Source organism: Brevibacterium permense (assembly GCF_025506275.1).
Taxonomy (GTDB): Bacteria; Actinomycetota; Actinomycetes; order Actinomycetales; family Brevibacteriaceae; genus Brevibacterium; species Brevibacterium permense_A.
In genome coordinates this window covers 68,064-83,718 of record NZ_QYCP01000001.1, presented here as the reverse complement: position 1 = coordinate 83,718, position 15,655 = coordinate 68,064, and the positions used below count along the sequence as shown (strand labels likewise).

The window sequence follows — 15,655 nt, the reverse complement described above, 5'->3', positions numbered from 1 at the left end:
TCAGGCCCCTGTCTGTCCGTCTGCGCTGGGGAACAGTCCGGTCGGACGCCCCTTCCCGTCCCAGTTGAGCAGGTTGAGCCGACCACGCAGATGCGAGCGTCCTCCCTCGTCCTCGGCGCTGCGTTCGGCCAGCGGGTCCGACATCCCAGAGGTGCCCGCGAACCCCCTGGAGGCGATGTCGGGCATCTCGTTCATCCCAGGTCCGCCCTCGGCGTTGAGTGGGCAGTCCGAGCCGATGCCCTCGAGGCTGTGCGCCTGCTCCGAGTGGCCGGCGGGGATGACATAGCGTTCGTCGTACTTCGCGATCGCCAGAAGCCGGTACATGTCCTCCATCTCCTCAGGATCCATCCCCACCGAGTGCGGGATGCGCTCATCGGGTTCGATGCCCATATTGATGTCGCGCATGAACGCCCGCATGGCGGCCATGCGCCGGAGCACATCGGCGACGATATCGGTGTCCCCGGCAGTGAAGAGGTTTGCGAGGTATTCGATGGGGATGCGCAGCTCGTCGATCGCGGCGAAGAGGTTCACCGCGTTCTCCGCGTCGTAGCCGGTGTCCTTGACCACGTCGACGACCGGCGACAGCGGCGGGATATACCAGACCATCGGCATCGTCCGGTACTCCGGATGCAGCGGCAACGCGAGGTCGTAGTCCTTGATGAGCTTGTACACCGGGGAGCGCTGGGCCGCCATGATCCAATCGTGGGGGATGCCGGCCTGTTCGGCTGCGTTCATGACATCGGGATCGTGCGGGTCGAGGATGAGGTTCTTCTGCGCTGCGAAGAGGTCCTTCTCATCGGGCACCGACGCCGCCTCGGTGACACGATCGGCATCGTAGAAGACCAACCCGATGTAGCGCAGACGGCCGACGCAGGTCTCCGCGCACACGGTGGGTTCGCCGTTCTCGATCCGCGGATAGCAGAAAGTGCATTTCTCGGCCTTGCCGGTGCGGTGGTTGAAGTAGATTTTCTTGTACGGGCAGCCGGAGATGCACATCCGCCAGCCGCGGCAGGAATCCTGGTCGACGAGGACGATGCCGTCCTCCTCACGCTTGTAGATTGCGCCCGACGGGCAGGAGGCGACGCAAGAGGGGTTGAGGCAGTGCTCGCAGATGCGGGGCAGGTAGAACATGAAGGTCTCTTCGAACTCGAGCTTGACCTTGTCTCCGATCGATTTGAGCATCGGGTCGAGATCGGCCTTCGCGTAGGTTCCGCCGAGGTCGTCGTCCCAGTTGCCCGACCATTTGATGTCCATGCGCTCGCCGGTGAGCAGGGACTTCGGCGGTGCCGTGGGAATGTGCTTCTGCTCCGGAGCCGAGAGCAGGTTGTCGTACTCGTAGCTCCACGGCTCGTAGTAGTCCTCGATGCCCGGCAGCTTCGGGTTCGAGAAGATGGATGCGAGCTTCTTCAGCTTGCCGCCGGCCTTGAGCTTGAGCCGGCCGTTCCTGCTCAGCGCCCAGCCGCCCTGCCACTTATCCTGATCCTCGTAGCCGCGCGGGTAGCCCTGCCCGGGCCGGGTCTCCACGTTGTTGAACCACACGTATTCGGTGCCCTTGCGGTTCGTCCACGCCTGTTTGCACGTGACCGAGCATGTGTGGCAGCCGATGCATTTGTCGAGGTTCATCACCATCGCCATCTGCGCCATGATTCTCATCAGTGTTCCTCCTGTCCCCGAGCCGGTGTCCGGTACTGATCGTCTGTGTGGGCCACGGCTGCTCAGTACTCCACGTTCTGGTTGCTGCGACGTCGGATCACGGTCACCTCGTCGCGCTGATTGCCTGTGGGCCCGTAGTAGTTGAAGGCGAAAGACAGCTGGCCGTACCCACCTACGAGGTGAGTCGGCTTGATCATGATCCGCGTCAGGGAGTTGTGGATGCCCCCGCGCTGTCCGGTCGTCTCAGTGAGCGGAACATTGACCGTTCGCTCCTGCGCGTGGTGCATGAACGCCGTCCCCTTCGGCATCCGGTGGGACACGACGGCACGGGCGGCGACGACGCCGTTGCGGTTGATCGCCTCGATCCAGTCGTTGTCGGCGATGCCGACGGCCTCGGCGTCCTCGACGCTCATCCAGATCGTCTGCCCGCCGCGGCCGAGGCTCATCATGAAGAAGTTCTCCTGATACATCGAGTGGATCGCCCATTTGTTGTGCGGGGTCAGGTAGCGCACCGCGATCGCGGTGCCGTCCGAGTCGCCGATCTGCGGTTCGCCGAACAGAGCATTCATGTCCAAAGGCGGGCGGAACGTCGGCAGTGCGTCACCCATCTCCATGAACCAGTCATGGTCGACGTAGAACTGATAGCGCCCGGTCAGCGTGTGCCAGGGTTTGAGCCGCTCCACATTGATCGTGAAGGGCGAGTAGCGGCGGCCGCCGGACTCGGAGCCTGACCATTCCGGGGAGGTGATCACCGGCACTGGTGCGGCCTTCGCATCCTCGAAGGAGACCTGTTTGCCCTCGTGCTCGGCGGAGAGATCTGCCAGCTTCTGGCCGGTGCGCCGCTCGAGGGTGGTGAAGCCCTCGGTGGCCATCAGCCCGTTCGTCGTGCCGGACAGACCGAGGATGTAGTCGGCGGCGCGCCGGTCGGTGTCCAGTCGCGGCTGGCCCTTGCCCGCACCCCTGCTCGCGACTCCGTTGAGCCGACGCAGCCGTTCGACGTGATGGTCGACGTCATACCGGATGCCGCGGGCGTTCATCCCCTGGGACTCGAGCAGCGGACCGATCGAGGTGTACTTGTCGTGGATGGCGGTGTAGTCGCGTTCGACCTCGACGAGTTTGGGCATGGTCTTGCCCGGCACCGGTTCGCATTCGCCGAACTTCCAGTCCCTGACCCGCCCGTGCGGGGTGTTCAGGGCGTCCGGGCTGTCGTGCTGGAGCGGTTGGGCCACGACATCCGTGCGCGTGCCCAGATGGGTGCGGGCGAGCTCCGAGAACCTCTCGGCGATCGTCGCCCAGGTCTCCCAATCGTTGCGTGACTGCCAAGGGGTGGAGATCGCCGGGTTGAACGTGTTGACGAAGGGATGCATGTCCGTCGTCGACAGGTCGTGCTTCTCGTACCAGGTGGCCGCCGGCAATATGACGTCCGAATGAAGCGTCGTCGTGGTCATCCTGAAATCGAGGGTCAGGAGCAGGTCGATTTTGCCCTGGGGAGCATCCTCGCGCCAGTCGACGTCGCGCGGTCGCAGATTCTCGGTCGTCTCCTCGGCGGAGACCGAGCTGTCGACACCGAGCAGGTGCTTGAGGAAGTACTGGTCGCCCTTGGCCGAGGAGCCCAATGTGTTCGCCCGCCACATCGACCAGATGCGCGGATAGTTGTTCTCCGCATCCGGGTCCTCGACGGCGAAGCGAAGCCTTCCGGCCTTGAGCTCGTCGACGATGTGCTCCGCGCTCGTCTTCCCGGCCGCGCTCGCCGCCTCTGCGATGTCGAGAGGATTGTCATCGAAGGTCGGATAGTACGGCTGCCACCCGAGACGCGCGGATTGAGCGACGGCATCGGCAGTCGACATCCCCGTGAACTTTCCGTGCCCGGCCCGCGCCGAGAGCATATCGGCCCCGAACTGGTCGTAGCGCCATTGATCGGTGTGCATGTACCAGTATGTCGTCTGCGTCATCTGCCGCGGCGGACGCACCCAGTCCAGGGCATTGGCCAGGTGCAGCCACCCGGTGAAGGGACGGATCTTCTCCTGCCCGACATAGTGTGCCCAGCCGCCGCCGTTGACTCCCTGCGTGCCGCACAGCGTGGTCAGGGTGAGGAAGGTGCGGTAAGTCTGGTCCGAGTGGAACCAGTGGTTCGTACCAGCGCCCATGATGATCATCGATCGGCCCTTCGAATCACGCGCATTGGCGGCGAATTCGCGGCCGATGCGGGCAGCAGCCTGCCACGGCACACCCGTGATCGCCTCCTGCCAGGCTGGAGTGTTCGGACTCGACGCGTCCTCATAGTTCTCTGCCCACCTTCCGGGCAGACCCGGCCTTCCGACACCGTATTCGGCGAGCATGAGGTCGAAGACCGTAGTCATGATCCTCTCGCCGAGGCGGACGACCGGAACCCCGCGCGTGATCTCATCGATCTCGCCCTGCGCGGCGGTGTCGAAGCGCGGCAGCCGGACCTCGACGGCATCGGCGTTGGTCTCGGCGGCCTCGGCGATGGACAGGGCCGGGTCGATGTCCTCGAGATCGAGGTTCCATCTGCCCTCACCATCGGCGGCGAAGCGGTGGCCCAAGGTGCCGTTGGGCACAGCCGGTGAGTTCGTGGTCTTGTCCCACAGTGCAGGTTTGAAGTCCGCGTCCTCGGTGTCGGCCTCGGGCGTGACCGAGGGGCCGAGGTCGGAGGCGGTGACGAAGCGACCGGGCCGATAGCTGTCGCCGTCTCGTTCGAGTTCGACGAGGAACGGCAGGTCCGTGTACCTGCGCACATAGGAGTCGAAGTAGTCCGTCGTCGTGTCGACGAAGAACTCCTTGAGGATGACGTGGCCCATCGCCATGGCCAGGGCTCCGTCGGTCCCGGTGGCCGGCGCCAGCCACTCATCGGCGAACTTCACGTTCTCCGCATAGTCCGGGGCGATGGAGATGACCTTCTGCCCGTGGTAACGAGCCTCAGCCATCCAATGGGCGTCCGGGGTACGAGTCAGCGGCACATTAGAGCCCCACATCATCAGATACGAGGAGTTCCACCAATCACCGGACTCGGGCACATCGGTCTGATCGCCGAAGACCTGCGGGGAAGCCGGTGGCAGGTCCGCGTACCAGTCATAGAAGGACAGCATCGACCCGCCGATGAGCTGGTGGAAGCGGGCGCCCGAGGAGAAGGAGACCGGGCTCATGGCGGGAATCGGGGAGAAGCCCGTCGTACGGTCGGGGCCGAGAAATTTCACGGTGTAGACATAGGCGGCGGCGACGATCTCGACGGCCTCGGCCCAGGTCGCACGCACGAGCCCGCCCTTTCCTCGCACGGATTTGTAGCGGCGGGCCTTGACCGGGTCCTCGACGATGGACTTCCATGCCAACACCGGGTCGTGGTCGTTGGCGGCCTTGGCCTCGCGGAAGAGTCGCAGCAGAGCCCCGCGGACATAGGGGTAGCGGACTCGGGTGGGGGAGTAGGTGTACCAGGAGAACGAGGCACCGCGAGGACAGCCGCGCGGCTCGTATTCGGGCATGTCCGGGCCAGGGCTCGGGTAGTCCGTGGCCTGGGACTCCCAGGTGATGAGCCCGTCCTTGACGTAGACATGCCAAGAGCATGAACCGGTGCAGTTGACGCCGTGAGTGGAACGGACGACCTTGTCGTGTGACCAGCGGTTGCGATAGAACGAGTCGCCCTGCCGACCGCCGGAATAGTGGATCTCGCGCTTGTCCTCGCTCATCGTCGCCCGGGGCGTGAAGAACTTCCGACTGCCGATGAGAGCGTCCATGAGCGAGTTGTCGGTGCCCGGACGGTCGGTCCCAGGCGTCGAGGACTCCGCCGGCGTGTGCTGGTCCCTGCCCTGCCCGATGTTCTCGGTGCTCATGACCGTGTCTCCTTGTCGTCGTCGCTGATACGTGACTTCGTGTGGCCGCTGTCAGTTCCGGAGTGATCGGCGCTCGAGTCGGCGGTGGGGGCTGAGGCGGTGTCGTCAGAGCTCACGGGTTCGGTTGGTGGCGTCGCCAGCGGGTTGGCGCCGATCCAGAGAGTGATGAGGAGCGCGATGACTGTGAAGCCGGCGAGCAGCAGCAGACCCAGGGAATAGTCGTGGGTCGCCGACCACATCGCTCCCAGCAGCAGAGGCGGGACGAATCCGCCCAGTCCGCCGGCGGCGCCGACGAAGCCCGTGATCGAGCCGACCCTTGCAGGATCCGAGCGCTGCGCGATAAGCGCAAAGGTCGCACCGGAGGCCAGTCCGAAGCCTGCCGACATCGCAATGAACTCTGAGGTGTAGACGACGAACTCCAGGGGATGGAAAGACAGGGCGATGGCGCAGATGGCGACGAGTGAGTAGGCCATGCCGAGGGTCTTCACCGCACCGAGGTGATCGGCGAGGATTCCGCCCAGCGGGCGGGTGATGACTGCGACGATGACGAAGCCGGCCATGCGCAGGGATGCATCGGCGGGTTCGAGGTCGTAGTCGTTGTTGAAGTAAGTCGGCAGGTAGACGGAGAAAGCGACATAGCCGCCGAAGGCGAGTGCGTAGAGATAAGCAGCCTGCCAGGTCAGCTTGACCGACAGCGTCTGTCCCAGGGTGGTGATGAGGCTCTGGCGCACAGGCTGCCAGTCCGGCGGATTGCGCATCATGGTGAAAGCCAGGAGCGCGTAGACGACGAGAACGACGGCTGCGACCACGAAGGGAAGCTGTGGCCAGATGTTGTACAGGGGCACAGTGGTGAAGGCCGCGATCGCGGTACCGCCCATGCCCATGCCGTAGACACCGATCGCCGAACCGCGGGACTCTTTGGGGAACCAGCGATTGACGTAGGGGACGCCGACGGCGAAGCTCGTGCCGGCGATGCCGAGGAAGAATCCGCCGACGATGAGCGTGGCGTAGTTGTATTGGCCGATGAAACCGACGAAGAGCACCGGAATGACCGTGATGAGGGCGATGAACGACATCATGAGGCGGCCGCCGAGGCGGTCGGTCAGTGCTCCGACGACAATTCGTCCCAGTGAGCCGACGAGGACGGGCACGGCCACGAGCAGCGCCGAGTCGTCGGTGAGATTCTCTTCGACGAAGTGTGGTCCCAGCGGGCTGATGAGCGACCAAGCCCAGAAGGTCACAGTGAAGCCGAGAGTAGCGAAGATCAGTGCCCTGGTCCGCTGCGCTTTCGTAGCCGAAGCAGGTGATCCGGCGGTCGATGGTTGATGCATCTCAGGCTGTGACATATTCTGCCCCTCCTCGACGAATGTGCCGACTGCTTTCGATCTCAGCAGAGTTGAGCGGAAAGTGGAACAGTTTCCACCGTATTTAATCCTGAAGGCGCTCAGGAGGCGTCTTCACAGGGACTCACCTCGTCTTACGAGGACGTGATGTGATTTAGGTCATATATCTGTTGCTTATTCTACTGTCTGTAGAAACACGTATGATCGAGCCATGTCGATCACAGTGATGATTCTCAGCGGCGGTCGGTCCCGGCGGTTCGGGGGCGTTCACAAGCCAGGTGTCCGTCTCGGCGGGCAGACGGTGATCTCGCGCATCCTCGGCACCGTCCGGCAGGCCGTGCCGGAAGCGGAGGTGTGGGTGGCCGGTACCACTGTCGGACTCACGGACGCCGAGGTGGACTCGGTCGGCAGCGTACGGGAGGAACCCGAGTTCTCGGGCCCCCTGGCCGGGATCGAAGCCGCTTCCCTTGCGATGGGAGACTCCGAAGTCACCGTGATCCTGGCCGGTGACATGCCGCTGGTGCGGCCGGACCATCTGCGGGCGCTCATCGTCGCGAGCCGGGAGTCCGGGCTGCCTGCTGCCGGTGTCGATGATCGCGGCAAGCTCCAGTTCCTCTGCGCCGCGTGGCCGACGGCGCTGCTGCGTCGACGCCTGGCCGATATCGGCCAGACGCAGGACAGGGCGGTCAAACTCCTTTTCAGCGGCCTCGAGGTCGCTCCTGTCGACGTTGACCCCGCGGAGATCGTCGACTTCGACACCCGTGAGGAGTATGAGCGCGTCGCCCGCAGAATCGAGGTCACGGACGCGGATGCGGTGGGCGATCCTCGGGACCGGACTGCGGCGGGTGCCGACGCTCCAAGTGGCGCCAGAGCCGTACCGGAGCAGGTGCTGCGGATGCGGGACCTTGCGGCGACCGAACTTCCGGAGGGGGAGTGGATGACAGATGCCGAGGTCGCGGCCGTGCTCGAGTTCGCTTCGCGCATCAAGCATTCGGACTCGTCGCTCAGCCCGGTCGTCGCCGCGTTCCTCGCCGGCAGACTCCACGCTGCGACGAGGGAGGGTGGGGCCTCTCTCGCGGAAGCGCTGGCTCAGGTGGAGGGGGCTCTCACTCGCTTTCGGGGCTGAGTCCGAGCCCGTTCACCAAGCTGTCGACGAACTCCAGGCCCTGGCGGTCACGGTCTGCGCCGACCGCCTGGTCGTCGCGGTCTGCCCCGTCGACGCAGCCGGCGAGGAAAGTGCCGAAAGGTCCGGAGGCTCGGGTCCCCGTCTCGTCGGACCAGCGAGCACTGGCAACGAGCAGCTCAGAGACGAGTTCGACGGCGGGCCGCGTATCCGCGAGCGGGACTCCCAGTGTGTGCGCGGCGGCCGAGAGTTCGTCCGCCATCGCCGCGATCCGCTCCGGTGAGTAGTCTCTGGGCATCTCGTCCTCCTTGGTCACCGACCCTAGCGCAGGGGTGATGGCGGGCGCGCTGTTTCGGCCGTGAGTAAATCCGGCCCACCTCGGTGATGGTGCCGAAGCGGGTCGGAGTCGGCGGTCATCCGGATAGGCGGCGGCCGCCTCGGCGAGGAGATTCCTCAGTCGCGAAATCTACTTCATGAGTGAGCGCCTCGAACCTCCTCTGCTGTCCCTGGCGATGCCCATGCGCACCCTCGAATCACTTGCGGAATTCGGTCGCCTCGCCGAGGCGGTCTAGGCTGCACATATCCGACACACGTGCAGCCGCGTCGAATCCGCGCCACAGCTGTTCGAGGGCGGTTGGGCCTCAGCCCTGGCGGGCTTTGAACCGCGGATCCTTCTTGTTGATGACGTAGACGCGACCGCGGCGGCGGACCACCTGCGAACCGGGCTGGGACTTCAGCGAACGCAGCGATCGACGAACCTTCATGAGCGTAACTCCTTAGTGAGAATGAGTATCATTAGACTCAATCCTATGTTCTCGATCGAAGGGAAGCGAATGCGGGAATCAGTTACGCGAGGGCGGGGGCCCGTCGCCGACGGAATCGAAGCGATCGCCGTCGTCGGGCTCTGCGCGGCCGAGCGCAGGCATTACGCGATGGGCCTGGCCCGTGACCGCGGCTATGTCTTCGTGCCTGCGGAGCAGACCGCGCAGGGCATCGACGCGATCGACCGCCTCGTCGATCTGGTCGGAATGACGTCCGGGGTGCACGGGTTCGTTCTCGAATATGGGGAAGGCGCGGACTGCGCGGAGATCATCGGGGGCCTGAGCGTCCCGGAGGCGCGAGCCCTCCTCGCCGACCTCGTCTGCGTGCTCGACCTCGCGTGCCTGCACAACGACCTCGATTCGGAGGCGCGTGCCGGTGCGCTCGTCGCGCAGATCGAATTCGCCTCCACCCTGGCCCTGTTGGTGCCCGAACCAGTCGATCCGAACGAGATCGAAGCAGCAGTCGGGCTGATCGCGCACCTGGCACCCGAGGCCAATCGCTTTCTGCTGCGCGACGGCGCGGTGCATGAGCCGGTGTGTTGGCGGTTCGGGCAGCGACCTCCCTCTGCAGGGTGGACGGCGGTGCTCAACTCGGAGTTTCAGCCCCCGGCCAGACCGGGAGGTGTCCGCGCCTGCCGCTTCGAGCAGGCGCGGCCCTTTCACCCGCAGCGACTGCAGGCAGTGCTGGGCGCCGCGCTCGGCGAAGGGTGTTGGGGTCGGATTGTTCGTTCTGCCGGCTTCGCGAAGCTGGCCTCCCGGCCCTACGTGACCGCGCACTGGGACCAAGCAGGCACTCTGCTCACGCTCTCACCGCTGTCCGTCGATCCCCTTCCCGGCGGAGGTGCAGAGCTGCTGGCGCTCGGTCAGGATCTGGCCTTCATCGGCGTCGACCTCGACGAGGTAGGGCTGTGCGAAGCGCTCGACGGTGCCGTTCTCACCGATGCTGAGCTGCTGGCAGGTCCGATGGCCTGGTTGGAGTATCACGACGAGTTCCCCGCATGGGACGCGGCGCACCGAGGCTGACACTCGCAGGCCCAGCGGCCCGTCACCGAGGCTGAGGCTCTCAGTCCACTGCCCGACAATCGGCGCACAGGCCGAAGATCTCGAAGACGTGATGAGTGATCTCGAAGCCGTTCGAGGCGGCGATCCGACGCATCCAGTCCTCACCCGGCGGGTCGATCTCGACGGCTGTGCCGCAGCGTTCGCAGACGAGATGGTGATGATGCTCGGTCTGTGCGCAGGCGCGGAAGAGCTGGGTCTCGGCGATGGTGATAGTATCGGCGTCGCCGCTTTGCGCGAGCGCATTGAGCTGTCGGTAGACGGTGGCCAAGCCGACGCTTGCGCCCGAGTCTTCGAGGCGGCGGTGGAGCTGCTTGGCAGAGACGAAGCGGGTCTCGGTCTCCAGGGCAGAGCCGATGAGTGCCTTCTGCGCGGTGCTGCGCGTCTTCTTCTGCGGCGCTGCCATGGGGAGTCCTCCCTTGTCGTCCCTGTCGAAGGCGCATATGCATGATCGTGCATATGCGAGAGAAGTAATGAAACACGTTACCATTAACGGGCGGTTCGCCCACACCTCTACGATTGACCCCGTGCCGAAAACGGGGCCCGCACGCACAACTGAACCCGCGCTGTCGAGCCACCGAGCACGAAAAGCGGGCACGACCACCGAGGAGGCACAATGAGCGGTCCCACACGCAGAGCTGCGATCCCGGTCATCCTGCTCACCGGCTACCTCGGTGCCGGAAAGACGAGCCTGCTCAACCACCTGCTGCGCCACCCCGACGCCCGCATCGGCGTCATCGTCAACGACTTCGGCGACCTCAACATCGACGCCGGACTCGTCGTCGGCCAGGTCGACGAACCGTTGTCGATCTCGGGAGGATGCGTGTGCTGTCTGACCGATGATTCCGAGCTCGAGGACGCTCTCGTGGCGATGACGAACCCCAAGCTGCGCCTCGACGCGATCATCGTCGAAGCCAGCGGATTCGCCGAACCCCTGACCTTGGCCCGGATGATCACCCGCATGGGCCACCACCGGTTCCACCTCGGCGGGGTCATCGACGTCGTCGACGCCACCATGTACTTCGACACCGTCGACACCTCGAACCTGCCGCCCCTGCGCTTCGCCGCGACGACATTGGTGCTGGTCAACAAGCTCGACCAAGTGCCCGCCGCCGACCGTGATAACACGGTCGAGGCCGTGCGTGCTCGCGTTCACGAACGCAATCCGCGCGTCATCGTCATCGGCACCCACCACGCCCGCCTCGACCCCACACTGATCTTCGACCCGGGCGAAGGAGAGCGGGACCCCCTCCGAAGCTGCTCCGACGCCGGTGACGACCCGATCCAACCTGAGTTGCCGATCCGGGAACTGCTGCGTCAGGCCTACGCCGAGGCGGCGGCCGACGAGTTCGGTGACGACGAGATCGACGCGGAATCCCTGCCGCATCGCCATGCCCAGTCGGTGACCGTCACCGGCAGCGGTCCTGTCGATCCGGATGCGGTGATGGATTTCGTCGAGGACCTCCCGCCCGGGGTATACCGGGTGAAGGGCACCGTGCTCGCGGCTGTAGGATCTTGCAGGCGCAGCTTCGATGTGCAGGCTGTGGGCCCGAACGTCTACGTCGCCGAGGCGGCCCGACCTGTCCCGAAGACACCGTCCTTAAGCGCGGGGAATGGTGATCGGCCGGATGCCGACAGCGTCCTCGTCGCCATCGGTGAGGACTTCGACACCGAGGCGGTCGAAGCCACTCTGACTGCCGCCCTCAACGTCGATGACGCGGGCCGGACGGACCGCTCCGAACGCTTCCTCCACCACGTCCGCCTCCACACCTAATTGCTACCTGACGGCGGCCTAGCAACCTCGCGCGAGGTTGCTAGGCCGCCGTCAGGTAGCAAGGGGAGGGGATCCTCCGGTTTTCTTCCGTGTTTCCTGAGGGTGGTCTGGGGGACAACTCCCGTGCCGGACACCGGCGACCGCTTCTAGGGTCGATACGTGCCCCACCGAACGGTCATGATCGACCTGCCGGGAACAGCAGTGAGAATTCATCCTTTTGGGGGACACCGTTGCCTACTTTTGGGCGATCCGCTGAGGCGATCCGCTTGGAAGACTGACTGGAGCGCCCTGCTCGCACCCCCGAACCCGGAGGACCCCTGTGCACCTGATCACCCGGATGAGTCTGAAGAACCGCCTCATCGTCGGATTGCTCACCCTCGTGATCGCCGTCTTCGGCATCGTCGCGACCACCTCACTCAACCAGGAGACGATGCCCTCGGTCGACCTGCCCGGCACTTCCGTGCAGGCCACCGTCCCCGGCGCTTCTCCGGAGGTCATCGAGGAGACGGTGACCAAGCCTCTCGAGACCGCGCTCGACGGTGTCGGCGAACTCGAATCGGTGACCACCTCCACCTCGTCGGGGAGGATGACCGCCGAGGTGACTTGGCCGTTCGGCAAGGACTCCGAAGAGATGACCGACGCCGTCCGGTCGGCCGTCGACGGAGTGAAGTCCGACCTGCCCGCCGATGCGGAAGCCGAGGTGCTGTCGTATCAGATGGATGAGGTCCCGGTGACGATGTTCGCCGTCTCCGGCGGAGACTCCGCCACCCTCGGCGACCGTCTTGAGACCGACCTCGTTCCCGAACTCCGCGCCCTCGACGGAGTGTCGAACGTCGAGGTCACCGGCCAGGACGAGCAGCGCGTCTCCATCACCTTCCGCCCCGAGGACGTGGCGGAGAAGAACGTCGTCGAATCCTCCGTGCCCGATGAGCTCGAAGCCGCCGGCACTGTCGTTCCCGCTGGCCAGAGTTCACAGGGCGACACGTCGATGGCCGTCGAGGTCGGCACCGAGGTCGACGCCGTCGAGCAGATCGAGAAGACGCCTCTGCGCACTGCGGACGGCACCGTGCTGCTGGGTGAGGTCGCCGACGTCGACCTCGACTCGGTCGAGAAGACCTCCCTGTCCCGTGCCGACGGCAGGAATTCGGTGACTGTGTCGGTGACGAAGGACCAGGACGCCAATGTCGTCGACGTCTCCCACAAGGTCGCCGACACCCTCGACAAGGTCGGTCCGAAGCTCGGCGAGGACACGGAATTCTCGACGATCTTCGATCAGGCCCCGGAGATCGAGAAGTCGATCCACGACCTCTCCGTCGAAGGCGGGCTCGGCCTGATCTTCGCGATCTTCGTCATCCTCGCCTTCCTCGGCTCGTTCCGTTCGACCATCGTCGCCGCGATCTCGATCCCGATGTCGCTGCTCATCGCGATGATCGGCCTCATGGTCGGCGATTACACGCTGAACATCCTCACTTTGGGCGCCCTGACGATCGCCGTCGGCCGCGTCGTCGACGACTCCATCGTCGTCATCGAGAACATCCGGAGACGCCAGGGCACGAGCGACCTGACGGTCGAAGACATCGTCGCCAGCGTCAAGCAGGTCGCCGGTGCCATCACTGCCTCGACTCTGACCACCGTCGCCGTGTTCCTGCCCATCGCGTTCGTCGACGGCATCGCCGGACAGCTGTTCCGGCCCTTCTCCGTCACCGTGTCCTTGGCACTGTTGGCCTCCCTCGTCGTGGCGCTGACGATCGTCCCCGTGTTCAGTTATTGGGTCCTGCGCCGCAGCCCCAAGCCGCTCTCGCCCAAACGGCAAGCCGCCACCGACCGCAGTTATGAGCTGTGGGCGGCGAAGCAGCACCGCCGCTCGGTGGCCCGTGCCGAACGCCGCCAGAAGGCGATCGAGAAGAAGAACGCCAAACGCGCGGCCAAGGGCAAGGACCCGCTGCCGGACGCGACCGTCGAACCCGTCGTCGCTCCCGCCCCCGGAAATGGTGAGGCCTCCGGCCGAGTCGATCGCCTCCAGCAGCGCAGCCTGCCGGCGATCATCTCCGCCCTGCACCACCCCTGGAGGACCATCGCCTTCTCCGTCGTCATCTTCATCGTCACGATGATGTGCGCGACCTTCCTCAAGACGGACCTGCTCGGATCGGCCGGGCAGAGCTCCGTGTACATCACGCAGACCCTTCCCGCCGGCGCTTCGCTCGAAGCCGGTGACAAGGCCGCGAAGCGCGTGGAAGCCGTGCTCGGCGATGATTCGGACGTCGACACTTACTCGACGACGGTCAACGGCCCGGAATCCGGAGCAGAGAACCAGTTCAACGTCACCCTGGCCGAAGACTCCGAGGCCGAGGTCGCGACGAACCGCCTCCGTACCCAACTCGACGACCTCGGGAAGGACGCGGGCGAGATCGACGTCCAGGACGCCGGCGGCTCCGTCAGCGAGGACGTAGAGGTCACCCTCTCGGGCACCGACCTGGGTGCGCTGCGAAAGGCTGCCGACGAGGTGACGAAGAAGATGGCGGACACCAACGGTGTCCAGTCCGCCCGCAACGACCTCGCAGCCGACCAGCCGGTCATCGAAGTCGACGTCGATCGGGAGAAAGCCGCCGACTACGGATTCAGCCAGGCTGAGGTCGGGCAGGCCATCGCCGCCGCACTCCACGGTGTCGAGGCCGGCACCATCACCCTCAACGGCCAGGAGCGCGACATCACCCTCGCCCCGACTCATCCGGATGCGGCCCCGGACGAGATCCGTGCTCTCGAACTGCCCGTCACCGAGGTGCAGACGCAGAACGCCCAGGAGGATGCGACAGACCGGGTCGAGGAGAAGACCGATGCCCGCGCCGAGGAGGCCAAGCGCAAGGCCGCTGACGAATCGGCCGAGCAGCTTGAGTCTGCGCGTGAAGCTCGAGACAACGCGGCCGACCAGCTCGAACAGGCCCGCAAGGCCCTGCGCGATGCCGAGAATCCGCCGCCGGCTCCGAGCCCGGGCGACATGGCTGCCGACCAGGTGGAACAGGCCCGCGAAGGGGTCGAACAGGCAGAGAAGGGGCTGAAGGAAGCCAACGACGCCATCGACGACCTCGTCGACGGCCAGCGTGAACAGGAGCAGAACCAGGAGGAGGAAGAGGCGCTTGCCGATGAGCAGGCCGCCATCCCCGACATCAAGGGTGAGCCGATCACCGTCGACGAGATCGCGCAGGTGAAGAAGACCGAGACCCCGGCGACGATCGACCGTGCCGACGGTGACCGGAAGGTCACCGTGTTCGCAACCCCGTCCAGCGGCCAGCTCGAAACGGTCACCGCCGCGGCCACTGACCTGACCGAGACCATGGATCTGCCCGACGGAGTCAGCTTCGACGTCGGCGGTGCCAGTCAGGAGCAGGCGGAATCGTTCGGTCAACTCGGGATGGCGATGGCCGTGGCGATCGTGCTCGTGTTCCTCGTGATGATCGCGACCTTCCGCAGCTTCGTCCAGCCGCTCATCCTGCTGGTGTCGATTCCATTCGCCGCGACCGGAGCCGTGCTGCTCCTGCTGGCGACTGGCACACCATTGGGCATTCCCTCGCTCATCGGTCTGCTCATGCTCATCGGCATCGTCGTGACGAACGCGATCGTGCTCATCGACCTCATCAACAAGCTGCGTGAGGACGGGCTCGACCTCAGGGACGCGATCGTCCACGGCACCCGACTGCGCCTGCGCCCGATCCTCATGACTGCGGCCGCGACGATCTTCGCCCTCGTGCCGATGTCGCTGGGGCTGACCGGTGGGGGAGTGCTCATTTCGCAGCCCCTGGCGATCGTCGTCATCGGCGGGCTCACCTCGTCGACGGTGCTCACGCTCATCCTCGTCCCCGCTCTCTACCTCCTCGTCGAACGGCGCAAAGAGGTCCGGGCGGCACATAAGGAGGAGAAGCGCGCCAAGAAGCGGGCGGAGAATCAAGCGCGGATCGAAGCGGAAACCGCCGAGGTGGCCCAGCGTTCCGACGATCAGTAAACCCCTCAATTGCTACCTGACGGCGGCCTAGCAACCTCGC

10 protein-coding genes are annotated in these 15,655 nt (G+C 65.3%); 4 read left to right on the top strand and 6 right to left on the bottom strand.

Annotated features, from left to right (window positions below; all coding sequences use genetic code 11):
• The 3 genes from narH to D3I60_RS00345 form a co-directional block, all read right to left on the bottom strand.
• Complete coding sequence (narH, locus tag D3I60_RS00355; RefSeq protein ID WP_262773947.1) at positions 1 to 1,653, bottom strand: nitrate reductase subunit beta; 1,653 nt, start codon at positions 1,651 to 1,653, stop codon at positions 1 to 3.
• Between the two features lie 62 nt (positions 1,654 to 1,715).
• A complete protein-coding gene (locus D3I60_RS00350) occupies positions 1,716 to 5,498 on the bottom strand; it encodes a nitrate reductase subunit alpha (RefSeq protein ID WP_440588542.1) in 3,783 nt (1,260 codons plus the stop codon).
• Positions 5,495 to 6,844, bottom strand: a complete 1,350-nt coding sequence (locus tag D3I60_RS00345; RefSeq protein WP_262773946.1) for an MFS transporter — start codon at positions 6,842 to 6,844, stop codon at positions 5,495 to 5,497. Before D3I60_RS00345 ends, D3I60_RS00350 begins: the two co-directional genes overlap by 4 nt.
• 208 nt (positions 6,845 to 7,052) lie before the next feature.
• Here D3I60_RS00345 and mobA point away from each other — a divergent pair, with 208 nt between their 5' ends.
• A complete protein-coding gene (gene mobA, locus D3I60_RS00340; RefSeq protein WP_262773945.1) occupies positions 7,053 to 7,967 on the top strand; it encodes a molybdenum cofactor guanylyltransferase in 915 nt (304 codons plus the stop codon).
• Here mobA and D3I60_RS00335 read toward each other — a convergent pair.
• Together D3I60_RS00335 and ykgO are read right to left on the bottom strand one after the other, a co-directional pair.
• On the bottom strand, positions 7,948 to 8,262 hold the full coding sequence (locus D3I60_RS00335) for a hypothetical protein (RefSeq protein WP_262773944.1): 315 nt from the start codon (positions 8,260 to 8,262) through the stop codon (positions 7,948 to 7,950). The two genes, mobA and D3I60_RS00335, sit on opposite strands and share 20 nt — an antisense overlap.
• A 343-nt stretch (positions 8,263 to 8,605) precedes the next feature.
• Complete coding sequence (gene ykgO / locus D3I60_RS00330) at positions 8,606 to 8,728, bottom strand: type B 50S ribosomal protein L36 (protein WP_262773943.1); 123 nt, start codon at positions 8,726 to 8,728, stop codon at positions 8,606 to 8,608.
• 45 nt (positions 8,729 to 8,773) lie between these two features.
• On the opposite strand from ykgO, the gene D3I60_RS00325 reads away from it, so the two are divergent.
• Complete coding sequence (locus D3I60_RS00325) at positions 8,774 to 9,808, top strand: GTP-binding protein (RefSeq protein ID WP_262773942.1); 1,035 nt, start codon at positions 8,774 to 8,776, stop codon at positions 9,806 to 9,808.
• A gap of 40 nt (positions 9,809 to 9,848) precedes the next feature.
• On the opposite strand, the gene D3I60_RS00320 is transcribed toward D3I60_RS00325, so the two are convergent.
• Entirely contained in the window at positions 9,849 to 10,250 is a 402-nt protein-coding gene (locus D3I60_RS00320) for a Fur family transcriptional regulator (protein ID WP_262773941.1), read from the bottom strand.
• A 210-nt stretch (positions 10,251 to 10,460) separates the two neighbouring features.
• On the opposite strand from D3I60_RS00320, the gene D3I60_RS00315 reads away from it, so the two are divergent.
• A complete protein-coding gene (locus tag D3I60_RS00315; RefSeq protein WP_262773940.1) occupies positions 10,461 to 11,618 on the top strand; it encodes a CobW family GTP-binding protein in 1,158 nt (385 codons plus the stop codon).
• 337 nt (positions 11,619 to 11,955) lie between these two features.
• Entirely contained in the window at positions 11,956 to 15,615 is a 3,660-nt protein-coding gene (locus D3I60_RS00310; protein ID WP_262773939.1) for an efflux RND transporter permease subunit, read from the top strand.
• Positions 15,616 to 15,655: the final 40 nt, after the last annotated feature.